This window comes from Rhodobacter sp. 4.3.4 (assembly GCF_058724655.1).
Map to the genome: position 1 here is coordinate 1,745,769 of NZ_CM178967.1, position 21,672 is coordinate 1,767,440.

16 protein-coding genes are annotated in these 21,672 nt (G+C 62.8%); 7 read left to right on the plus strand and 9 right to left on the minus strand.

Features of this window, described 5'->3' with window-relative positions; genetic code table 11:
* The first annotated feature begins 38 nt into the window (after positions 1 to 38).
* The 3 genes from glgA to AC4PTB_RS08480 are packed head-to-tail and all read left to right on the plus strand — an operon-like array spanning position 39 to position 5,115.
* On the plus strand, positions 39 to 1,472 hold the full coding sequence (gene glgA / locus AC4PTB_RS08470) for a glycogen synthase GlgA (RefSeq protein ID WP_492192568.1): 1,434 nt from the start codon (positions 39 to 41) through the stop codon (positions 1,470 to 1,472).
* Positions 1,469 to 3,493: a glycogen debranching protein GlgX gene (glgX, locus tag AC4PTB_RS08475; protein WP_492192569.1), complete on the plus strand. Its 2,025-nt coding sequence runs from the start codon at positions 1,469 to 1,471 to the stop codon at positions 3,491 to 3,493. Before glgA ends, glgX begins: the two co-directional genes overlap by 4 nt.
* Positions 3,490 to 5,115: an alpha-D-glucose phosphate-specific phosphoglucomutase gene (locus AC4PTB_RS08480; protein WP_492189563.1), complete on the plus strand. Its 1,626-nt coding sequence runs from the start codon at positions 3,490 to 3,492 to the stop codon at positions 5,113 to 5,115. The genes glgX and AC4PTB_RS08480 overlap by 4 nt, the downstream gene beginning before the upstream one ends.
* A 325-nt stretch (positions 5,116 to 5,440) precedes the next feature.
* On the opposite strand, the gene AC4PTB_RS08485 is transcribed toward AC4PTB_RS08480, so the two are convergent.
* The 9 genes from AC4PTB_RS08485 to cbbR form a co-directional block, all read right to left on the minus strand.
* Complete coding sequence (locus AC4PTB_RS08485) at positions 5,441 to 6,862, minus strand: SNIPE associated domain-containing protein (protein ID WP_492189564.1); 1,422 nt, start codon at positions 6,860 to 6,862, stop codon at positions 5,441 to 5,443.
* 145 nt (positions 6,863 to 7,007) lie between these two features.
* On the minus strand, positions 7,008 to 8,927 hold the full coding sequence (locus tag AC4PTB_RS08490; RefSeq protein WP_492189565.1) for an AAA family ATPase: 1,920 nt from the start codon (positions 8,925 to 8,927) through the stop codon (positions 7,008 to 7,010).
* Positions 8,928 to 8,971: 44 nt separating this feature from the next.
* On the minus strand, positions 8,972 to 9,433 hold the full coding sequence (locus AC4PTB_RS08495; RefSeq protein WP_492189566.1) for a hypothetical protein: 462 nt from the start codon (positions 9,431 to 9,433) through the stop codon (positions 8,972 to 8,974).
* Positions 9,430 to 9,849 (minus strand): coiled-coil domain-containing protein, encoded by a 420-nt coding sequence (locus AC4PTB_RS08500; protein ID WP_492189567.1) that lies wholly within the window; start codon positions 9,847 to 9,849, stop codon positions 9,430 to 9,432. The genes AC4PTB_RS08495 and AC4PTB_RS08500 overlap by 4 nt, the downstream gene beginning before the upstream one ends.
* A gap of 19 nt (positions 9,850 to 9,868) precedes the next feature.
* On the minus strand, positions 9,869 to 11,680 hold the full coding sequence (locus tag AC4PTB_RS08505) for a hypothetical protein (protein WP_492189568.1): 1,812 nt from the start codon (positions 11,678 to 11,680) through the stop codon (positions 9,869 to 9,871).
* Positions 11,673 to 13,184 carry a hypothetical protein gene (locus tag AC4PTB_RS08510; RefSeq protein ID WP_492189569.1) on the minus strand — a complete coding sequence of 504 codons (1,512 nt, stop codon included), beginning with the start codon at positions 13,182 to 13,184 and terminating at the stop codon, positions 11,673 to 11,675. The genes AC4PTB_RS08505 and AC4PTB_RS08510 overlap by 8 nt, the downstream gene beginning before the upstream one ends.
* On the minus strand, positions 13,181 to 14,425 hold the full coding sequence (locus AC4PTB_RS08515; protein ID WP_492189570.1) for a tyrosine-type recombinase/integrase: 1,245 nt from the start codon (positions 14,423 to 14,425) through the stop codon (positions 13,181 to 13,183). Before AC4PTB_RS08515 ends, AC4PTB_RS08510 begins: the two co-directional genes overlap by 4 nt.
* Positions 14,426 to 14,564: 139 nt before the next feature.
* Entirely contained in the window at positions 14,565 to 15,536 is a 972-nt protein-coding gene (locus AC4PTB_RS08520) for a quinone oxidoreductase family protein (RefSeq protein ID WP_492189571.1), read from the minus strand.
* A gap of 80 nt (positions 15,537 to 15,616) precedes the next feature.
* Positions 15,617 to 16,558, minus strand: a complete 942-nt coding sequence (gene cbbR, locus AC4PTB_RS08525; RefSeq protein WP_492189572.1) for a LysR family regulator CbbR — start codon at positions 16,556 to 16,558, stop codon at positions 15,617 to 15,619.
* A gap of 92 nt (positions 16,559 to 16,650) precedes the next feature.
* Here cbbR and AC4PTB_RS08530 point away from each other — a divergent pair, with 92 nt between their 5' ends.
* The 4 genes from AC4PTB_RS08530 (at position 16,651) to gap (ending at position 21,596) form a co-directional block, all read left to right on the plus strand.
* Positions 16,651 to 17,646, plus strand: coding sequence for a class 1 fructose-bisphosphatase (locus AC4PTB_RS08530; RefSeq protein ID WP_492189573.1), 996 nt, complete (start codon positions 16,651 to 16,653; stop codon positions 17,644 to 17,646).
* A 4-nt stretch (positions 17,647 to 17,650) separates the two neighbouring features.
* Positions 17,651 to 18,529: a phosphoribulokinase gene (locus AC4PTB_RS08535; protein ID WP_492189574.1), complete on the plus strand. Its 879-nt coding sequence runs from the start codon at positions 17,651 to 17,653 to the stop codon at positions 18,527 to 18,529.
* Between the two features lie 83 nt (positions 18,530 to 18,612).
* Complete coding sequence (tkt, locus tag AC4PTB_RS08540) at positions 18,613 to 20,586, plus strand: transketolase (RefSeq protein WP_492189575.1); 1,974 nt, start codon at positions 18,613 to 18,615, stop codon at positions 20,584 to 20,586.
* A gap of 8 nt (positions 20,587 to 20,594) precedes the next feature.
* Positions 20,595 to 21,596 (plus strand): type I glyceraldehyde-3-phosphate dehydrogenase, encoded by a 1,002-nt coding sequence (gene gap, locus AC4PTB_RS08545; protein ID WP_492189576.1) that lies wholly within the window; start codon positions 20,595 to 20,597, stop codon positions 21,594 to 21,596.
* The last annotated feature ends 76 nt before the right edge of the window (positions 21,597 to 21,672 follow it).

Here is a 21,672-nt window from a genome sequence, read left to right on the forward strand (position 1 = left end):
CAAACTGCAACCAGATACGCATAATCAAGGGGACGGGGATGAAGCGCGTTCTTTCCGTTGCGTCCGAGGCGGTTCCGCTGGTGAAGACCGGCGGCTTGGCCGATGTGGTCGGGGCCCTGCCCGAAGCCCTGGCGGGACAGGGCTGGGACATGCGGGTGATGATCCCCGCCTATCGGGGCGTGCTGGATCGGCTCGGGGCGACGACCGTTGTCTGGAGCGATCCGGACCTTTTTGGCGGACCGGCCGAATTGCATCTGGGCAAGGTCGGGACGATGGCGGTGATGGCGCTGCATGCACCGCATCTCTACGATCGGGCGGGCGGTCCCTATTCTGATATCCATGGCGATTTTGGCGATAATGCCGAGAGATTTGCCGCCTTGTGCTGGGCGGCGGCCGCGGTCTCTCGTGAAGGGCTGGGCGACTGGCAACCGGATGTGCTGCATGCGCATGACTGGCAAGGCGGCCTTGCCCCGGCCTATCTGCGCTATGCCGGTGCGACCCTGCCCAGTGTGATCACAATTCACAACATGGCCTTTCAAGGACGCGTCGGAGCCGACAAATTGGCAGCCTTGCGCTTGCCGCGCGAAGCTTTCCATCGCGATGGCTATGAGTTCTGGGGGGATATCTCGACCCTGAAGGCCGGGCTGACGACTGCCGATGCGATCAATACTGTCAGCCCCCGCTACGCCGAGGAACTGATGCGCGGCGAATATGGCCAAGGGCTGGAGGGGGTGATCGCTGCACGGGCCGGGGTGGTTGTCGGAATTCTGAATGGCATCGATGATGGCGTCTGGAATCCGGAGGCCGACCCCGACTGCGTGTCGTTCTCGGCTGCGAGCCTGTCCGGGAAGTCAATAAATCGCAAGGCGTTACAGGCTGAATTTCAACTTGAAAAGAAGCTTGACGGACCTTTGATGATCCTTGTCTCTCGGCTGACGGCCCAAAAGGGGATCGACCTTTTGCCGCCTGCGATCGAGGAGTTGGTTGCCAGAGGCGGGGCGCTTGCCGTGCTCGGCTCTGGCGATTCCTGGGCCGAGGATCTCGTGCGTGGTCTGGCCGCGCGCTTCCCCGGCCGGGTCGGGGTTCGGATCGGTTATGACGAGTCGCTGAGCCACCGGATGTTTGCGGGCGGGGATGCCGTGCTTGTGCCCTCGCGCTTCGAACCCTGCGGTCTGACGCAGCTTTATGGGTTGCGTTACGGCTGCCTACCCCTGGTTTCTGCGGTCGGAGGCCTTGCCGACACGGTGATCGGGGCTTCCCCGGCAAGCCTGGCGGCGCAGGCGGCGACGGGCATCGTGTTCCATCCGGTCGATGCTTTGGCGCTGCGACAGGCGATGCGGCGGCTGTGCGATCTGCATGCTGATCGCAGGATCTGGACGGCGATGATGAAGCGGGCAATGAAGTCCGATCTTGGGTGGTCGCGTTCTGCGGCACGCTACGCGGCATTTTACGAGCGGTTGCTGGCGCAATGAGGATCGGACCGGGAAGGGCCGAAATCCTGGGGGCAATCCCGGTTTCCGGGGGCGTGAACTTTGCCCTGTTCTCGGCCCATGCGGAAAAGGTTGAGCTTTGCCTGTTCGACGGTGACAGGGAGACCCGACTTGTCCTGCCAGGTCGTTCCGGGGATGTCTGGCATGGGTTTGTTCCCGGTCTGCGCCCCGGTGCGGAATACGGTTACCGCGTCCATGGCCCCTGGGCACCCGAGATCGGGCACCGGTTCAACCCGTCCAAGCTGCTCGTCGATCCCTATGCGCGGGCGTTGACCGGCCCTCTGGTCTGGGGCGCGCCGATGCAGGGCGGCGTCGGTTCGACCCGACCGGATCGACGCGATTCTGCCGCCGTGATGGCGCGCGGGATCGTTTGCGAAATTCAGAAGCCAACTTGGGATCGGCCCATAAGAAGCTGGTCACAAACAATTATTTATGAAGCGCATGTGCGCGGTCTGACGATGCAGCACCCCGATGTCCCGGCCGCCTTGAGAGGTGGTTACGACGCGGTGGCAACGGCGCCGATCATCGAACATCTGAAACGGCTTGGCGTCACCGCGTTGGAGTTGTTGCCCGTCGCAGCCTTCATTGATGACCGCTTTCTGGTCGAGAAAGGCTTGCGCAATTACTGGGGGTATCAGCCGATCGGGTTCATGGCCCCCGATCCTCGATATGGTTCACGCGAGAGCTTTCGCTCCATGGTCCGGTCTTTGCACGCGGCGGGGATCGAGGTCATCCTGGATGTGGTTTTCAATCACGCAGGCGAGGGTGACGGGGCCGGTCCGACCGTGAGCCTGCGCGGAATTGACAATAATTCCTATTACAGGTTGTGCGAAGGTGGACGCTCTTACGTCAATGACACCGGAACGGGGAATACGCTCAACCTTGCGCATCCGATGGTTCTGCGTCTGGTGATGGATGCCCTGCGTCACTGGGTCGAAGAAATGGGGGTCGATGGTTTCCGCTTCGATCTGGCAACCACGCTTGGTCGGACCTCCACGGGGGAATTCAAGGAGCTGGCCTCGCTGATCTCTGCGATCCGGCAGGATCCGGTTTTGAACGCGGTGAAACTGATTGCAGAGCCTTGGGACATCGGTCCCGGCGGCTATCGTCTTGGCGCGTTTCCCTATCCGTTCGTCGAATGGAATGATCGCTTCCGCGATGGCGTGCGGCAGTTCTGGCGTGGCGATGCCGGGTTGATTCCGGAGCTGGCGCGGCGCGTTGCTGGCTCTGCAGAGATCTTCGATCATCGTGGCCGACCCGCGACGACTTCGGTGAACTTTCTCACGGCTCATGATGGCTTCACCTTGCATGATCTTGTTTCCTATACGGAAAAGCGAAACGAGGCGAATGGTGAAAACAATCGGGACGGTCACAACGCCAATTTTTCGCAGGCGTTGCAGGACGCCGGCGCGAAAGCGGCGCGAAAGCGGGCAATGCTGGCGACGCTGATACTGTCGCAAGGCGTCCCGATGCTGCTTGCCGGAGACGAGCTGGGCAATTCTCAAGCGGGCAACAACAACGCTTATGCGCAGGACAATCCGATCGGCTGGATCGACTGGCAGACTGCAGACGAGGCGCTGATTGCCTTTGTGGCGCGCCTCATCCGGCTGCGCCGCGATCATCCCGTGCTGCGGCAGACCCGTTTTCTGCATGCCAAGATGCGCGCTCAGGACGGGGTCCGCGACCTGATCTGGCGGCTGCCCTCCGGTGCCGAGCTGTCGTCGCAAGATTGGCATGATGCCCAGTCGCGTTGTCTTTGTGTCGAGGTGCGGGGAGCAGCCGAAGGCCCTCGGGGTCTTGCCGCGGGCGAGGCGATGTTTGCCGTCTTCAACGCCGGGGACGCGATCGAGGTACATCTGCCCGGGGGCCAATGGCGGCTTCTGATCGACACGGCCGACCCTGATCGCCCTGAAGCCCCGCATTTTGCCGCAGCGACTTGCGTCGCGGCGCAATCCGTTCAACTGTTCATCCGATCGACTGCACGGCAGGAGCCAAGTCCATGACCACCCATCCGACGCGCCCGTTCGAGGGCCAAAAACCCGGCACCTCCGGGTTGCGCAAGAAAACACCCGTCTTCATGCAGCCGGGCTATCTGGAGAATTTCGTCCAAAGCACCTTCGATGCGATCGGCGGTGTTGCGGGCAAGACGCTCGTGCTTGGCGGCGATGGCCGCTATTTCGGCGCCGAAGCCGCTCAGGTGATCCTGAAGATCGCGGCGGCTGGCGGCGCGGCGCGGGTGATCGTGGGGCAGGGGTCCTGGCTCTCGACACCCGCGGCCTCCAATTTGATCCGCCTTCGCAAGGCCGATGGCGGCATCATCCTTTCGGCCAGTCACAATCCCGGCGGCCCCGAGGAGGATTTCGGGGTCAAATACAACATGGCCAATGGCGGTCCCGCACCCGAGGCGGTGACGGACGCCATATTTGCGCGCACGCAGGTCATCGACTCTTATCGCAAACTCGAGGCGCCAGATGTCAATCTGACGATGGTTGGGGAAAGCCGTTTGGGCGAGATGGTGGTGGAAGTCGTCGATCCCGTCTCAGCCTATGCGGACATGATGGAATCCATTTTTGATTTCAAAGCCTTGAAAGGTCTTTTTCACGAAGGCTTCACGATGCGGATGGACAGCATGTGCGCCATCACCGGTCCCTATGCGGTCGAGATATTCGAAAAGCGGTTGGGCGCGGCGAAAGGCACGGTCGTTCACGAACAGCCGCTTCCGGATTTCGGCGGCATGCATCCGGATCCTAACCCGACCTGGGCACATGAGCTGATGGCCGAGATGATGGGGCCCGATGCGCCCGACTTCGGCGCAGCCTCGGACGGAGACGGGGACCGCAACATGATCGTCGGTCGCGGTATCTATGTGTCTCCCTCGGACAGCCTTGCCGTCATCGCCGCCAATGCGCATCTGGTGCCCGGTTACGCGCAAGGTTTGAAGGGGGTGGCGCGGTCGATGCCGACCTCTGCCGCGGTCGATCGGGTGGCGGAAGCCTTGAAATTGACGTGCTATGAAACGCCGACGGGGTGGAAATTCTTCGGCAACCTGATGGATGCTGGACGCGTCAGCCTTTGCGGGGAAGAGAGTTTCGGCACCGGCTCCGACCATGTTCGGGAAAAGGACGGGCTCTGGGCGGTGTTGATGTGGCTCAACATCATCGCGGCCCGAAACATGGGCGTGGCCGAGATCATGGCGGATCATTGGGAGACCTTCGGGCGGAACTACTATTCGCGGCACGACTACGAGACCTTGCCGGTCGATCTGGCCAACGCCATGCTCGGTGATTTGCGCGATCGGCTTTCGTCCTTGAAAGGGACGCAAGTTCAGGGGCTTGTGGTGCAAGATGCAGATGAATTCAGCTATGAGGACCCGGTCGACGGCTCGATTTCGGCGCATCAGGGCTTCCGCATCCTGTTCGAGGGGGGCTCGCGCGCAGTCTTGCGTCTGTCCGGTACCGGCACCGAAGGCGCAACGCTGCGTGTCTATCTCGAGCGGTATGTCGCCGGACCGGAGGGCCTGACCGAAGATCCGCAGGTCGCCTTGGCGCCGATCATCGCGGCGACGGAGGATCTTGTCGGGATCAAGGCCCGGACGGGGCGTGCCGGTCCGGATGTGATTACCTGATCAACAAAGGCGCCACCTCGAAGGGGTGGCGCCTCATACTTCTGCTCAAAAAGTCCCATAATAGGGAGAATGCGACACTCAAAACTGTGTGTGTGGTGTTTGCCGCTTACTGGACAGAAGACCGGAGCAGTATTGCAGGCTGCTCAGCCAAACTACCGGTGGTTTTGCGGCAGTTTTGAGGCCGGTCGGGCGCCGAGCGGTAGTTTCGCGAATGCGCCAGTAGTGCGGAGACCCTGGCCCGACGCCACCAGCAAGCTGGAGTGGACCGAGTCTCGGCCGTGAGATCGCGCGGCGCCGCTTGCTTTCAAACCAGGTGCCTGGCAGGTCAGAGCGACGCCGGAAGAGCGTCTCGCGCAGGTGCCGCCATATCCTGAAGCGCCTGGTTTCGGCGGGCGAGGGTCTCGTGCCACTCCTGTGCCTCCCGATCCTTGAAGAAGGCGGCAGATGGCGCTAGGCGTGTGACAGCTTCTTCGACTTCCTCAAGCTTCACGCGGAAGAACTCCTTTCGGAAGTTGGACATGTTGATTCTCCGGTCGGCGAACTCGCGGTGAAGCGCTCCTTCTAGGGTCGGCGCCTCGTCGCTGTAGATCATCGCATGGGTGTCGAAAGAGAAGGGCACAGAGGCATCGCCCAGCTCTCTCACCCTGTCGTCCGGGTCCAGGCGACGGGTGAGGCCGATCTTTACCACGTCCTCGCCGAAGGAGCCGATGTTCGAGATGATGTAAACGTAGCCGGACTTCGTCATCTCGGCCATGGCGCGAGCCCGCTCGCTCGCGCTGTGCGCTTCCGCAAGAGAGGCTTCGAGTTCGGTTATGCGGCGACGCATCTCATCGGTCGCAGAGCCAGCCTCCGCCTCTTTGCGTGCTTTGTCGAGAAGCTCCTGGTATTTCCGTTCGGCGCGCTCTGCGGACTCTGCCTCGGCCAGCAGTTTCTTCTCCTCACGCTCCATCCGGGCCAATTCGGCACGTTCGTCCTTCTCGGCCTTCAGGCGCTCGCGACATTCATGTGTCAGCCGCAGTTCCTCGATCTTTAGCGCAACATAGGCGTCGCTGATCGAGAGATTCATCGAGCTGTTCTCGCGGTTGATCGCGGCCGCTGCAGCCACGATCCGCTTCTCCATCGCCACCGCGTTGTTCCATCTGGTGTTTGCGATGGCAGCTTCACACTCGTTGTTGAAAGCACGCATTGTCAGGCGCACCTGCCGATTGACCATTGTCTGACCCTTCGACCGGCTTCCATCGACAGTCCAGCCCGTCGGACAGATGGTGGCAGATCCCTGCGTAATCATCGCCTTCTGACGCTCACGCACTTCCTTGATGCGGGACTTGTAGGTCTCGCTGTCGCCAAAATCGAAGTGCGGCTCGTAGACGCCCAATTCAGCGAACGCGAGTCGCTCGTCGTAGATCGCCACCTGTTGTTCAAGTCGATCGAATACCTTGCGTTTCTCAGCATAGCTGGCACGCAGGTCTTCTACCCGCCGGTTCTCATCAGCAGCAGCGGCTTCTAACTTCTTTAGTTCATCGTCGACAGACAGGATAGGCGCAAACCGCCCGCGCATTTCGTCTAAGATACCCGACAACCGCGCGCATTCGTGCGCATTCTCGTTTTCCAATTCGATAATCCTGCTCGCGCCGCGGCGCGCCTTCCGGGCGCAAATCAGCCACAGGATAAGGAAGAGTGGCGTTGACAGGAACCAGACAAGGATTCCTAAGGTCATCGGGTCGGTGAGGCTGATCGTGTTACCCATGGCAATCTCCCATTAAATAAATCACGTAAATTGAGCGTGGACATAAGAAGAATGCGGCGGAGTTCCGTGATCAGCGCATCAAACTCAAATTCATTCACGCCAAACTTCCCTCACACACGGTCAGAATCTAACCCTAGCGCAAAACCTATGCCTGCTGCAGTCTTTTATCCAGCCCGGTGGAGCGTGTGGTGGAACAAGGAAGGTTCTCTATAGCAGTCGCGAAGACACGTTGATCACCCAATATTATGACCTGTTCCGTCGCACGCGTGATGGCCGTGTAAATCAGTGTCCGGTCCAAGAGGCGGGATGGGAAGACCGGAATGATGACGCGCCGCCACTGAGACCCCTGGGCCTTATGGACCGAGATGGCATAGGCCAGTTCTACGTTGTCCGCGTCGGCTGCATCGAGTTCGAACGGTTTGCCATCCAGCGTGACGTGTCCGATGCCGTCGATCACCGACTGGACGCGGCCCATCGAGCCGTTCATGAGTTCCCGGTCCCAGTCGTTCCGTGTCCAGATGATCGGATCGCCCTCGGCAATGTCGCTACGACCGGGGAAGAGGGCGCCGTCGGTGGCGCGCCGGCGCAACTCATGGAAGTGACGATTGATGGCGTCTATTCCGGCCGGTCCAGCCTTGACCGGAGCAATGATCTGGGTGTCGCTGGAGTCGGCACCCGAGGATCGCAGATCCCGTCCGATCTCGCTGATGACGCTAATCGCGTATTCGGGTGCGGTGGGGATGAAGGAGACGCCAGGGCGGATCCCCTCATAGGTTGCGGGGGCAGGGGTTTTTCCCAGCCGCACTGCCTCGGCAACAGAGGGGATGCCGCTCGCATCAGATTGACGAAGGACCCGATTCAGCACCACATGAGGTATGCGCTCGGTCTGGCAGAACACGTGGAATGTCAGGCCGAAGCCGATCGGGGGTAACTGGGCCGGATCTCCCACCAGCATAAGGTTGGCGTCTCCTAGCACCTTCAGGATCCGCCACAGTGTCGGCAGGTCGAGCATCGACGCTTCGTCGACGATCACCATGGCGCCCGGCGGCACCGCTTCGGCGTCGGAGCGCGCCATGGATTGAAGAAAGCCGGCGATGGTTCGGGCCGGACGGCCGGTCGCAACGGCCATGCGCTGCGCTGCGCGACCGGAGAGCGCCATCAGGTGCAGGGAGCGGCCGAAAGACTCCGCGAGGTCACAGATGCCGCGGAGAGACGTGGTCTTGCCCGAACCGGCATATCCGCCGAGCACCATCACCCGTTGGGAAAGCGCTGTCCGGATCGCCGTTTTCTGCCTGTCGGTAAGGGGATGGAATTGACTGGCGTCGAAGGCCTCAATTCGGGCTTCGACCAGCTTCGGGTCCGGTTTCGGAACCACCAGGTCGTGATAAGGTTCAGAGCGTAGGCAGTCGGTGATGGTGCGGGCGATGAACTCTTCCATCACCGCAGCTCCGAACGGCTGCAGGCCATCGCTAAGCCGACAGGCTCCGCCGCTCTCCACCGCGGCGTTGATCGCCGACAGCGCGGGGTGTCCGGCGGGCGCCGCTGCGCTATTGAGGAGCTTCGCGACGCCCGCCTCGACGTCGCGTTCCGCCGCGAATGTATCGTTCCGGTCCAGCGCGGCGTAGAGCACCGCTTCGACCGCCGCCACTGCGCGCCGCGGATCGTCTGGCGCGATGCCAAGGGCCGTCGCAATCTGCTCGACCCTGCGCCAAGGCAAGAAAGCAGTTAGGAGGTAGGGGTTCTCCCTGAGAGCCTCGACCCCTTCGCCACCCCAGCACCGGGCAACCCGGATCGCGGTCAGAACTCCGACGGCCTCGACCACCCCGTTTCGCTCCAGCCAGTCAAGAAGATCGGCCTCCGGTGCCTTAACGTCGAAGGCAGCGAAGGTCGTCTCGGCCAGATCGTGCCCTAGGATCTCGATGATGCCGGGATCCCGAACAGCCAAGGCGTCGCGCAGATAACGTCCAAAGCGATCGGCGAGCCGCGCCGCCAACGCCGTGCCGATCCCGCGGAAATCGCTGTCCGCAGCCATGAAGTTCGCGAGCGCGCCGTGGAGTTTCGGCATCGGGATGATGCTGGTGGACTGATCTTGACGCTTCGGAGATCGGGTCACTCGCCGAGGTCCTCAAAGAGCGGTCCGGCGCCCGTTGGGCGGGAGCGGCGACCAGCGGTGATAAGGTGTTCCTCAATCAGGCACTGCTGCCGCATGCGGGCGCGCAGTGCCGCGTTGCGTGCGGTCATCTCGCTGAGGCGCCGTTCGAGGAGGGCAACCCGGCGCTGCTCCTCGCGTAGACGTGCCAGCGGGACCATGGCCTCGGGGGAATTGTTTACAGTGCTGTCGGCTCCTGCCTCCTCGATGCCGGTCAGTCCCTTGGCCTCTACCGCCGCCTCGATCATGGCACGGGCGTTTCGGTTCTTGTAGAGGATCTGGCGGTCAAAGCCACAGGCGACGGCCACGGCCGATACATTCAACTTACCGTTGCGCACGGGCAGGGCCTCGACATGGGCAAGGTAGTGCTCGAGTCGCGCCTCGTACTCCCGGGCCATGTTGAGTGACGATTTCCCGGTCATGTCCGGCCTCCACGCGTCCTGGGCGTCGTCGGGTTGCGGTTGATCGGGGCAAGCGGCCGGTCGAGATCGCCCTCCGGGATCTGCCGCACGCGGGCCCCGTTGATAAGCCGAAGATTTCGTTCGAGAAGCGTTCGGTTCTCGGCCTCGAGACGGTGGATCTCGGCCTCGAGGCGGTCGATGTGTGCCTGAAGGGCGTCGATCTTACGCGTGGTCGGGCGCGGTCCCAGGACACGCTGGCGAGGGGCCTCCGACTTGGCGAGGCGCGCCTGTTTCAGATCCGGAATGCGGCGCAGTGCCTCCACGGCCCGCTCAATGCCAAATTCTTTCAGGACGAAGGTCCGCACCTCTGGCCATGATGGCACGTCCGATCGGCCGATGATCCAGTCCGCGGTCATCGCAATCTCGGCCGCGCTCATGTGGCGGTTGGGTCTCAGCCTACTCATCGATAGGCCCCGAGTGGTACGGGACCGTTCGGATCCGCGCCAAAGATTTCCCCGGTGCCACCGGATCAAACTGTGGTGTGGGTGCCATCTTAGCCACCAAGATGGGTGAGCCATCGACCACATCAGCGCTTTCGAGGATTGCGACCAGCTGTTCGAGACGGGCAATCTTGCGATCGAAGGTCTCCATCCAGCGCGGCGAGGCGCGAAGGCCCCCAGCGATCCGCTCCCGCGCCCGAGCCTGCAACTGACGCTCGCGCTCCAGTTCCCGTCGGATGTTCGCCAGCTTGACATCGGCCCCCTTGATGCAAACCAGATGGGTGCAGTTCAGGCACTCCCCGAACATCTGGCAGGGGTTCTGCCGCAGGGACTGCAGGCACCAACCGAAGGGCGTGGTGTGCGCGGTCTCTTTAATCTGGGCGATATCGAAGGCGGTCTCGCTGTCAATCGGGATCGGGGCAAGGCTCTCAATGTCGCGCGCCTTGCGGATCCGTGTCAACAGTTCTCGGGCGGTCTCGTGGTCGTAGGTGCTGTTCTGCCGAAGGCTTTTTCGTCCGGACCAGAGCGCGATGTCGGCAGGCGGCACCGAGGCCTTGGCGGCGAGCGTGTTAAGGTAGTGGCGAGGCTTGTGGGTATTCACGATCAGCGGCGAGCCGTCCGGCAAGCGGATTCCCATCTCCTCGAAGATGGAGGTGGAAGGTTCGCCCGGAAAACCCTGAAGTGCCGCCATGATTTGGTGGTAGGTGATCGGTTCCACGCGATCGAGCCGTCCTGCGTCCGAGACCGTCACGAAGATGCTATGCGGATGCGCCACCATCAGCGCCCGCTCGTAAGGGATGTGCGCGTCGCCGGGGAGGAACGGCCAGTCCTTTGGCGTCTTCCCAAACTTCGCCTCGCCTGCGGCCGCGGCGCGCGCGAGGCGACGGGCGGGCTCGGTATGGAGCTTGATGCGCGCGAGTGCCTCCTGCGCAACTGCCACCATCGCCTTAGGTATGAACTTGATCTGAGGCGCGCCACCCTTCTTCGGCCACCAGCGCAAACCCGCTTGGTAGCCGTCGCCAGGATCGAGCACCGCATCACAATCCACTGGCAGCTCAAGGATTTCCGAGATGCGAGCCGGGGCGCAGCAGAGCAACGCGAGCACGGCGGTAGTGACCTGCTGACGCGGCGTCTGGGCGTTCACGAAAGCCTCGGTCACGGCTTCGAGCTCGTCCCGGCTGAAGGTGCGGTCGTCGTCGTAGGCGCTGAGGCGGGATTCCATGGAAAAGCGCCGCCCGCCACTCGACCACTCGAATGGCGACCGGACCACGCCCGCCGCGTTCAGCGCCTGCGCTACCCATTCAAGCGCCTTCGCGCGCTGTTCGACACCATAGGGTTCGCCGCCTTCCGCGCGGATGCGGTCGATCGCGGCATCTAAGAAGGCCGGCGTGACATCGGCAGGCTCGTTAACCCCGGCCTCCAGCATCACCGCCGCCAGTACGCGCATCATCACGACCGGCTTGGTATATTTCCCGATCTGGCGCTTTCGGCCGAACTCTTCCGCAATCTTGAAGGCGACATAGGCGCGAGCGAAGGCTCCGAACGCACCAGTCAGGTCCGGCCCCTTTGAACGGCCACCTGCAAAAGTTACATAAGTGGGCGCGTTAACACGCTCCGGCTTTGCGAGACCCGTCAGGTCCCACGCCGGAGCCTCCCAGACGATGGCGGAGGCCGCCATGAAGGGCAGGGACCTCGCGGCCGCGACATAGTCGACAAGATTTTCGTCGCAGTCCTCACCGCGCGGGCGGAACGTAATTATCTCAGCCATCAGCGACCTCCTGTTGCTTGATCGCCTCCAGAAGGTCCATGATCGCCACGATCGTCGCGGTACGGGCCTCGGCCACTTCGGCGTGGCCGGCCTCGATCAATTCGCTCTGCCGGGCGAGAAGGGCCGCCAGCAAGGACTCATGTGGTGCCCCGGCCCAAGCCCTGAACTTGCGGCAGGTGTAGCAGGCGATCGGAGCCACTCCGGCGTCGATTGCCTGACAACCACCGATCTCGCAAGATCCGACCCCGGTCAGGTCCTTATCGCGAAGCACCGCATCCGGATATTGCTGCGCCTGTCGGTCTTTCGCCTCCCGCACGATCTTCCCAAGGAACCGGTCGGCAATCGGGATGAAGGCCTCGCCGACCAGTCTCTCCATGCGCTGGAAGTGATCGATCCCCGCGTCCACATAAGCTTGGCAGCTTTCGGGGCTGGAATGGCCGGCGTTGGCGGCGATCTCCAGAGCGTTGCAGCCGTTCATGGCGAGACCGGTCAGTACCGTGTGCCGTTCACGCTGCGGGTTCACGACCAATATGCGGCCGCTGATTGGGCTCGCCACAGCGAGGCGGGCAAACAGCCTCACGAAGACTTTCTGTATGCCGCTTTTACCTTGATGGTGTTCCAACCCAGATGAGACAGCGACGACCATGCGTTTTGGTGGGAAGAGTTGCGCGTCTTCCGGATCCTGTCCGTGGGCTAAACGAGACAGGACATTGCTCTCGATATGAAGGAACAGCACATCCGCCAGCCCCTGGGTGATTGGCTTCCACGGCATGAACGCGCCGCGCTCCGGAATCCCACGCTGTTTCAGAAGCGGGATCCGAACCTCGACGCGCTCTCCGTTGCGCCGTAGGTCGCATACCTTCATGGCCGCAAGTTGTGCTGGCCTCATTCCAAGGCCACGGAACATCCGCACCACCGTATAATCGTACAGGTCGACCTGGCCCGAGTTGAATGCTGCGTCGAGCGCCGCTTTCAGCGCCGCGTCCTCGGCAGGACGATAGGCCCCAGCATCGGGGTCCCATGTGCGCACCGCATCCTTGTCATTCTTCGGTGGCACCCGAATCTGAGCGATGAAGTCGTGCGTCTCTGGCAGGATTCCGGGCAGCTTCAGCGTCCTCCAGGTTTCTGTAAGGATACGAAGCTGTCCGAGGTGCGCGACGTTGCCGCGCGCGCACCAGTGAGCGACATCCTCCGCGTCGATCTCTTCGACCGGCCCATCGCGACGTTGCTGTGCAAACAGAACAAGGTTTCTGAACTGGCGGAAGGCTGCATCGACTGTTTTGAGATTTCGGGTGCCGACCATGGTACTCATCAATCGCTTCGCGGACGTGAGCAGGTCGTCCGACAGGCTATTTCTCAATAGGGTAAAGTCGATATTGACGGCACCGCTGAGGGTGCGGAATGCCCAGAAATCCTGCTCGGGATCGAACGGTGTGCCATCCGAGGCAAACGCTTGCCGATATTCAGACCGAACTACAGGCGTCAAAGTCGTGGGAAATTTCACGAACGGCTCTCCTGAACTCGGAGTCCTGCCTTGAAAGCGGCTTCGGTCAAGTGATCGCCTCGGTATTCAGCAGCCATCTTGCTCAGATAGGACCAACCGCCAAGGAAGTTGGCGAAGCGCGCGAAGTCCTCGGCGCTGATCCGGGCTGCAATTGCCCAGTCGGCCAGGTTCTGAATCCAGCCATGCCGAAGGTGGTGTGGCGTCAGTCCTTCGATTCCGAGATGCTGTCCGAGTTCGTGGACCACTCGGCCGACGGTGCGATCGGAGATTGGCGTCCCATGTGTACAGTTGTCGTGGCTCAGGAAGACAAAGGGCGAACCGCGCTTCTCTGCCGCGTCGCTTCCCGGGCCCAACATGTAGTCCTCCAGCGCTTGCGCAACAGTGGGGCCGAAGGGCACGATCCGGTCGAGGGTCTTTGCATTAGGCTCACGGGTCCGCGGGTCTTCCGGATCGTCATGCCGTCGCTCCACCCGGATCTCGCAGGCTGCAAGATCAATGTCCTCGGGCTTTAACTGCCGTGCTTCACCTTGACGAATGCCGGATGCCACCAATAGGCAGACGAGGGCCCAGTTGCGCCGCGCCATCGCTTCCGTCTTCCAGACGTCGAAGGGGTCGCCCGCGGCAGCGAAAGCGGCAACGCGAGCTAGATCGGCAGCCTGTATAATGTTTCTGATCCGCGAGGACTGGATCCTTGGCTGGTGAACCGCTATGCGAGCGGCCATATCCTTGCGCGCGACAATCCGCTCGGCGAGCTCCAGCGAACGCTTTCGAAGATGGGCCTCGGACATGCGCCCAACGAAATCGAAATAGCGGGCAGCCGTCGCCAAGCGCCGACACTTCAAGGTATTACTGACGATGTCGGCCTTCGACATGGTGAGACCGCGGCGCATCTCCGTTACCTCGGGCAAAGTGATCCGTCGCAGAGCCGCGGTCTTCAGCCCGCAGGCTTCCGCCAGTGTCTCAATCTCGTCCAGACCGAAATACTCGCCAGCCTCGAGCCGCGCATTCAGGTCGATGCGCTCCCGAAGCGCCCAGAGCCCGAGGTGAACCAGATCTGAGGCTTCCGCGCCCATGGTCTCTGACGAGTGGCCATGTGAACGCCGCGAGAGAGCCAGCGCCGTCGGGTAGTATGCCGGCGCGCCGGCATCGTCGATAACGGTGACAAAGCGTTCGCCATCCGCGAGGATGTAGCGCTGTACGCGACAAAAATACCGGTTCGTGGCAGGGGGAACATAAGACATTCGGCGCGCCTCCGAACGAAATAAGAACACATTCGGCAAGCTCATGCAATCACGTCACTAAGAGGGCAAAACTACCGCTTTTCGTGGTGAGATTCTGATAATCAGTATTATGTAAAATATAGACGCTGTCGGACTTCCATCACGGGATCAAGATCGTGCAGCCGGTGGTTTTTCGGCTCTCAAGCGCTGTATGGGCAGCGGCGACATCTTTCAGATCATAACGCTGCCCGATTTCGACCCGGATCGTACCATCCGCAATCAGATCGAAGATCTCGCGGCTGGCCTGACGCAGCCAACCCGGTTGCGCCGTATGATGGAACAGCGACGGCCGCGTCAGACGCAAAGAGCCGCGCGCCAGATCGGAGATGCGGAAATCCAGCGCCGGACCCGAGCTTTGCCCGAAACTGACCAGCGTGCCGAAGGTCTCCAGCACCTCGATCGATTTCTTTACCGTCACCGCACCGACCGAGTCGTAAACCGCCTTCACGCCCTTGCCATCGGTCAACCGCATCGTCTCGGCGACGAAATCCGTGGTCTTGTAGTCGATCACCGCATCATAACCATGCGCCAGCGCCAGGGCGCATTTCTCGGGCGTGCCCGCCGTGCCGATCGCCCGCACGCCCTTGTGCTTCAGCCATTGCCCCGCCAGCAGCCCGACTCCGCCCGCCGCCGCATGCACCAAAACGCAATCCCCCGCAGCCACCGGATAAGAATGATGGATCAGGTAATGCACGGTCAGCCCCTTGAGCATCACCGCCGCCGCGATCTCGTCGCTGATGCCCTCCGGGATCGGCACCAGATCACTGGCCGCGATCACCCGATGGCTCGCATAGGCGCCATTGCGCACCGTATAGGCGACGCGCTGGCCCACCGGCAGATCGACCCCGGGTCCGACCGCCTCGATCACCCCCGCCGCCTCGCCCCCGGGGATCAAATTCGCGGGCACGTCCCAGGGATAAAGCCCGGTGCGGAAATAGACATCGATGTAATTCAACCCGATCGCGGTCTGGCGCAGCACCACCTCGCCCGGGCCCGGCTGCGGCAGGTCCCAATCGATCCGGCGAAAATTCTCGACGCCGCCCGGGGCGGTCACCACCATCGCATAGCGCATTGCAGTCTCCTTCCGACAGATGCTCCGCAGCCGATACCAACCCGGCCTGCGGACCGTTTGCGCTCACAATGGCCCCGTGATCACGACGCGTCAATGAGCGGAATCGTCGGGAAATAACTGCCCCGAAGCGCCAGGATCGCCTCCCACAGCCGCTCGGCCACGGGGCGTGGCACCTCGTCCTCGCGCCGGACCATGAACCAGTTGCGCACGATCGGCAGACCCGGCGCCGAAAGCTCCAGAAGCCGCCCCGATCCCAGCTCCTCGGTTACCGTATGCAGGCTGAGAAACGCAATCCCAAGGCCCGCCATCACCGCCTGCTTGATCGTCTCGTTGCTTTCCATCTCCATCGTCTTGAAGGCGCGGCCATCCGCCACCCGATCCAGCCAGCGCTCCATCAATATCCGCGTCCCCGAGCCCGGCTCGCGCGTCAGGAACACCTCGTCGAGCAGCGCATCCGCACTGACCCCCTGCCCCAGCAGCCGATGCCCCGGCGGCACAAGCAACGTATGCGGATGCGGCCCGAGCGGCTCTGCCAGAACCGTCGGGCGCCGCGGCGGCCGCCCCATGATCGCAATTTCAAAGGCGCCACGCTCCAGCCCCTCGATCGTGGTTTCGCGGTTGCCCACCCGCAGCGCCACCTCGATGTCCGGGTGCGAAAGACTCAGGGCCTTGACCAGCCTTGGCGCGAAATATTTTGCCGTCGAGACCACGCCCAGCGTCACCCGGCCGGTTTTCCCGCGTGATAGCGCTGCCAGATCGGCCCCGGCCTGCGACAAAGCGTCTTCGATCCGCTTCGCCGCCGACAGCATCGCATGGCCGGCATCGGTCAGGTCCGACCCCGCCCCATCCGCCGCCCGCTGCAACAGGCGAACTTGAACAGCGTCCTCCAAGCCTTTGATTTGCGTATGAATTGCTGGCGTCGTCAAACCAAGCGCCTGTCCCGCCGCGGTCAGCGAGCCCCATTTTGCAACCGCTCTGAGCGCGCGCAGTTGCTTCATCGTGATCCCGTCCAGCCGGACCATGTTAAATTTTCCTGAAAGCGAGTTGCCGAATTTCAAATTTGCATGAAACCGCTTTCGGCGCAACGTCCGGCCAACCGAATGAGGAGGAGGCCATGGCGATCGAGCTTGAAGGTCTCGGGCTTAGCCCGGAACTGGCGGATGTGATGACCCGGCTGGCGCGTGTGGGGGCGGATCTGGCCCGCACCATCGCCCGCAACGGGGTGGAGACGGACCTGGCTGCGGGGGTGGGCACCAATGCCGGGGGCGATGGCCAAAAGGCGCTCGACGTGATGGCCGATGACGCCTTCCGCGAGGCGCTGACCGGCACGGCCGTCGCCTATTACGCCTCCGAGGAACAGGACGAGGTGGTGACGCTGGGCAAAGGCACGCTGGCGCTTGCCATCGACCCGCTCGACGGCTCTTCGAACATCGATGTGAACGTGTCGATCGGCACGATCTTCTCGATTTTCCCGGCCACAGACGATCCGAACACCAGCTTCCTGCGCAAGGGTTCGGAACAGCTGGCGGGCGGCTATATCATCTACGGGCCGCAATGCGCGCTGGTTTGCAGCTTCGGGCGCGGCGTGCATCACTGGGTGCTCGATCTCGACAGCCGCAACTTCAAGCGCCTGCCCGACATCAAGATGCTGCCGCAAGACACTTCGGAATATGCGATCAACGCCTCCAACTACCGGCACTGGCCCTCGCCGATCCGCGCCTTCATCGACGATCTGGTGGCGGGCGCCGAGGGGCCGCGCGGGCGCAATTTCAACATGCGCTGGATCGCCTCGCTCGTTGCCGAAACCCACCGCATCCTGATGCGCGGCGGCGTCTTTCTTTACCCAGGCGACGAGCGCAAGGGCTATGCCCGCGGCCGTCTGCGCCATGTCTATGAATGTGCGCCGATCGCCTTTCTGATCACGCAAGTGGGCGGCGGCGCCACCGACGGCTGCGAGGACATCCTCACGGCCATTCCCGAAAAGCTGCATGCGCGCACGCCTTTCGTTTTCGGCTGCGCGGCAAAGGTGGCCCGCGTCACCGCCTATCACGACCTGCCCGGGGAGGAGACCTCGGCACTTTTCAACACCCGCGGTCTTTTCCGGAGCTGATCCCATGTCGAAAAAACACCCCATCATCTCTGTCGTCGGTTCCTCGGGGGCGGGCACCTCGACCGTCAAGGCCACCTTCGACCAGATCTTCCGCCGCGAGGGGGTTAAAGCCGTCTCGATCGAGGGCGACGCCTTCCACCGCTTCAACCGCGCCGACATGAAGGCGGAACTGGAGCGCCGCTATGCAGCGGGCGATGCCACTTTCTCGCATTTCTCCTACGAGGCGAATGCACTGGAAGATCTGGAGCGCGTCTTCCGCGAATATGGCGAAACCGGCAAGGGCCGCAGCCGTCACTATGTGCATGACGCCAAGGAATCCGAGAAATACGGCGTCGAGCCGGGCCATTTCACCGATTGGGCGCCCTTCGAGGAGGACACCGACCTGCTGTTCTACGAGGGCCTGCATGGCTGCGTGACGAATGATCAGGTCGACATTGCCGCCCATGCCGACCTCAAGATCGGTGTCGTGCCGGTGATCAACCTCGAATGGATCCAGAAGATCCACCGTGACCGGGCGCAGCGCGGCTACACCACCGAGGCCGTTACCGATGTCATCCTGCGCCGCATGCATGCCTATGTGCATTGCATCGTGCCGCAATTCTCGCAGACCGACATCAACTTCCAGCGCGTGCCGGTGGTCGACACGTCGAACCCGTTCATCACCCGCTGGATCCCGACGCCGGACGAAAGCCTGATCGTGATCCGCTTCCGCAATCCGCGCGGCATCGACTTCCCCTATCTCACTTCGATGATCCATGGGTCCTGGATGAGCCGGGCGAATTCGATCGTCATTCCGGGCAACAAGCAGGATCTGGCGATGCAGCTGATCCTGACGCCGCTGATCGAGCGGCTGGTTCGCGAAGGCCGCCGCGCCCGCGCCTGAAATGGCGTGATGTCAAGACATTGGCGAGGCCCGGCAAACCGGGCCCGCCGCCAGGACGAAGGGCTCATCAGGGAGGAGGAGCCATGAAAGACCTCGATATGGCGCAAGAAACGCGGATGGCCAACGCCATCCGGGCGCTGGCGATGGATGCGGTGGAACAGGCGAAATCCGGGCATCCCGGCATGCCGATGGGCATGGCCGATGTGGCCACCGTTCTTTTCAACCGTTTCATGAAGATCGACCCCGCCGCGCCGAAATGGCCCGACCGCGACCGCTTCGTGCTCTCCGCGGGGCACGGCTCGATGCTGCTTTACGCGCTGCACCATCTGCTCGGCTATGCCGACATGGGGATCGAAGAGCTGAAAAACTTCCGCCAGCTTGGCGCCCGCACCGCCGGCCATCCCGAATATGGCCATGCCGACGGCATCGAGATGACGACCGGCCCACTGGGTCAGGGGATTGCGACCGCGGTCGGCATGGCCTTGGCCGAGCGCATGAAGAACGCCCGCTATGGCGATGATCTGGTTGATCATTTCACCTATGTCATCGCCGGGGACGGCTGCCTGATGGAGGGCATCAGCCACGAGGCGATCGACCTGGCCGGGCATCTGGGGCTGGGCCGTCTGATCGTGCTTTGGGATGACAACCGCATCACCATCGACGGCGACACCGATCTTTCGACCTCGACCGATCAGAAGGCCCGCTTTGCCGCCTCGGGCTGGCATGTGCAATCCTGCGACGGTCACGCGCCCTCCGAGATCGCCGCCGCGATCGAGGCGGCCAAGGCCGACCCGCGGCCCTCGATGATCGCCTGCCGCACCGTGATCGGCTTTGGTGCGCCGAACAAGCAGGGCGGCCATGACGTGCACGGCGCGCCCTTGGGCGCCGAGGAAATCGCCGCCGCGCGGGCCTTCCTTGACTGGCCGCATGCCCCTTTCGAGATCCCTTCCGAACTCACCGCGGCCTGGGGCCGGGTTGCGGCACGGGGGGCTTCGGCGCGGGCAAACTGGGAGGCGCGGTTGCAAAACCACGCTGCCCGCGCCGATTTCATCAAGGCCGAGGCCGACGACACATCGGCCCTGCCCGCCGCTATTGCTGCCTATAAAGCGCGTCTTTCGGCGGACAAGCCGAAGGTGGCGACGCGCAAGGCCAGCGAAATGGCGCTCGAGGTGGTGAATGCCACCCTGCCCCACTCGGTCGGCGGCTCGGCCGATCTGACCGGCTCGAACCTGACCCGGTCGAAGGGGATGGTCTCGGTGAAACCGGGCGCCTTTGCGGGCAACTATATTCACTACGGAATCCGCGAACACGGGATGGCGGCGGCGATGAACGGCATCGCGCTGCATGGCGGCCTGCGCCCCTATGGCGGCACCTTCATGGCTTTCGCCGATTACTGCCGCCCGTCCATTCGCCTCTCGGCGCTGATGGGGGTTCCGGTCACCTATGTGATGACCCATGACTCGATTGGCCTTGGCGAGGACGGCCCGACCCACCAGCCGGTCGAGCATCTGGCCAGCCTGCGGGCGATCCCGAACCTGAATGTGATCCGCCCTGCCGATGCGGTCGAAACCGCCGAGGCCTGGGAAATCGCCATGACCTCGACGGCGACGCCGAGCCTGCTGGTGCTGTCGCGGCAGAACCTGCCGACCCTGCGCACGACGCATGTGGCCGAGAACCTGACCGCGCGGGGCGCCTATCTCTTGCGCGATCCCGAGGACCGGCAGGTGACGCTGATCGCCACCGGCTCCGAGGTCGAGATTGCGCTCGCGGCCGCCGATCAGCTGGCCAAGGAAGGCATCCGCGCCGCCGTGGTCTCTGCCCCCTGTTTCGAACTTTTCGCGGCGCAACCGCGCGATTACGTAACCAAGGTTCTGGGCACGGCGCCGCGGGTGGGCTGCGAGGCTGCGATCCGGCAAGGCTGGGGCATGCTGCTTGGGCCGACCGATGCCTTTGTCGGCATGACCGGCTTTGGCGCCTCGGCCCCTGCCCCACAGCTTTACCAACACTTCAACATCACCGCAGAGGCGATTGTCTCTGAAGCAAAAAACCTGATCTGAGGGAAAAGATGACCGTCAAAGTTGCCATCAACGGTTTTGGCCGCATCGGCCGCAACGTGCTGCGTGCCATCGTCGAGTCGGGCCGCACCGATATCGAAGTCGTCGCGATCAACGACCTTGGCCCGGTGGAAACCAACGCCCATCTGCTGCGTTTCGACTCTGTCCACGGCCGCTTCCCCGCGACCGTGACCACCGGCGAAGACTGGATCGATGTCGGCCGCGGCCCGATCAAGGTCACGGCGATCCGCAACCCGGCAGAGCTGCCCTGGGGCAATGTCGATGTGGCGATGGAATGCACCGGCATATTCACCACCAAGGACAAGGCCGCCGCGCATCTGCAAAACGGCTCGAAGCGGGTTCTGGTCTCGGCGCCCTGCGACAATGCCGACAAGACCATCGTTTTTGGCGTGAACCACGGCACGCTGACCAAGGAAGACATGGTGGTGTCGAACGCCTCCTGCACCACGAACTGCCTGAGCCCCGTCGCCAAGGCGCTGAATGACGCCATCGGGATCTCGAAAGGCTTCATGACGACGATCCACAGCTATACGGGCGACCAGCCGACGCTCGATACGATGCACAAGGATCTTTACCGCGCCCGCGCCGCCGCGCTGAGCATGATCCCGACCTCGACCGGCGCCGCAAAGGCCGTGGGTCTGGTGCTGCCGGAACTGAAGGGCAAGCTTGACGGCGTCGCGATCCGCGTGCCGACGCCGAACGTCTCGGTGGTGGACCTCGTGTTCGAAGCCGCCCGCGACACTACCGTCGCCGAGGTGAACGCCGCGATCCGCGCCGCTGCCGATGGCCCGCTGAAAGGCGTGCTGGGCTATACCGACCAGCCGAACGTGTCGACCGACTTCAACCATGATCCGCATTCCTCGGTCTTCCACATGGATCAGACCAAGGTGATGGAGGGCCGGATGGTCCGCATCCTGTCGTGGTATGACAATGAATGGGGCTTCTCGAACCGCATGGCCGATACCGCCGTGGCGATGGGCAAGCTGATCTGAGAAAAGCCGGGGGCGGCTCGCCCCCGGACCCCCGGCGTATTTCGGCCAAGAAAAAGGCCGCGAACTCAAGGAACTG

What these genes read in the sequence shown, in the direction of transcription:
- glgA (WP_492192568.1), top strand. Translation starts at nt 39, where the DNA reads ATGAAGCGCGTTCTTTCCGTTGCGTCCGAGGCGGTTCCGCTGGTGAAG.
- glgX (WP_492192569.1), top strand. Translation starts at nt 1,469, where the DNA reads ATGAGGATCGGACCGGGAAGGGCCGAAATCCTGGGGGCAATCCCGGTT.
- AC4PTB_RS08480 (WP_492189563.1), top strand. Translation starts at nt 3,490, where the DNA reads ATGACCACCCATCCGACGCGCCCGTTCGAGGGCCAAAAACCCGGCACC.
- AC4PTB_RS08485 (WP_492189564.1), bottom strand. Translation starts at nt 6,862, where the DNA reads ATGGGTAACACGATCAGCCTCACCGACCCGATGACCTTAGGAATCCTT.
- AC4PTB_RS08490 (WP_492189565.1), bottom strand. Translation starts at nt 8,927, where the DNA reads ATGCCGAAACTCCACGGCGCGCTCGCGAACTTCATGGCTGCGGACAGC.
- AC4PTB_RS08495 (WP_492189566.1), bottom strand. Translation starts at nt 9,433, where the DNA reads ATGACCGGGAAATCGTCACTCAACATGGCCCGGGAGTACGAGGCGCGA.
- AC4PTB_RS08500 (WP_492189567.1), bottom strand. Translation starts at nt 9,849, where the DNA reads ATGAGCGCGGCCGAGATTGCGATGACCGCGGACTGGATCATCGGCCGA.
- AC4PTB_RS08505 (WP_492189568.1), bottom strand. Translation starts at nt 11,680, where the DNA reads ATGGCTGAGATAATTACGTTCCGCCCGCGCGGTGAGGACTGCGACGAA.
- AC4PTB_RS08515 (WP_492189570.1), bottom strand. Translation starts at nt 14,425, where the DNA reads ATGTCTTATGTTCCCCCTGCCACGAACCGGTATTTTTGTCGCGTACAG.
- AC4PTB_RS08520 (WP_492189571.1), bottom strand. Translation starts at nt 15,536, where the DNA reads ATGCGCTATGCGATGGTGGTGACCGCCCCGGGCGGCGTCGAGAATTTT.
- cbbR (WP_492189572.1), bottom strand. Translation starts at nt 16,558, where the DNA reads ATGGTCCGGCTGGACGGGATCACGATGAAGCAACTGCGCGCGCTCAGA.
- AC4PTB_RS08530 (WP_492189573.1), top strand. Translation starts at nt 16,651, where the DNA reads ATGGCGATCGAGCTTGAAGGTCTCGGGCTTAGCCCGGAACTGGCGGAT.
- AC4PTB_RS08535 (WP_492189574.1), top strand. Translation starts at nt 17,651, where the DNA reads ATGTCGAAAAAACACCCCATCATCTCTGTCGTCGGTTCCTCGGGGGCG.
- tkt (WP_492189575.1), top strand. Translation starts at nt 18,613, where the DNA reads ATGAAAGACCTCGATATGGCGCAAGAAACGCGGATGGCCAACGCCATC.
- gap (WP_492189576.1), top strand. Translation starts at nt 20,595, where the DNA reads ATGACCGTCAAAGTTGCCATCAACGGTTTTGGCCGCATCGGCCGCAAC.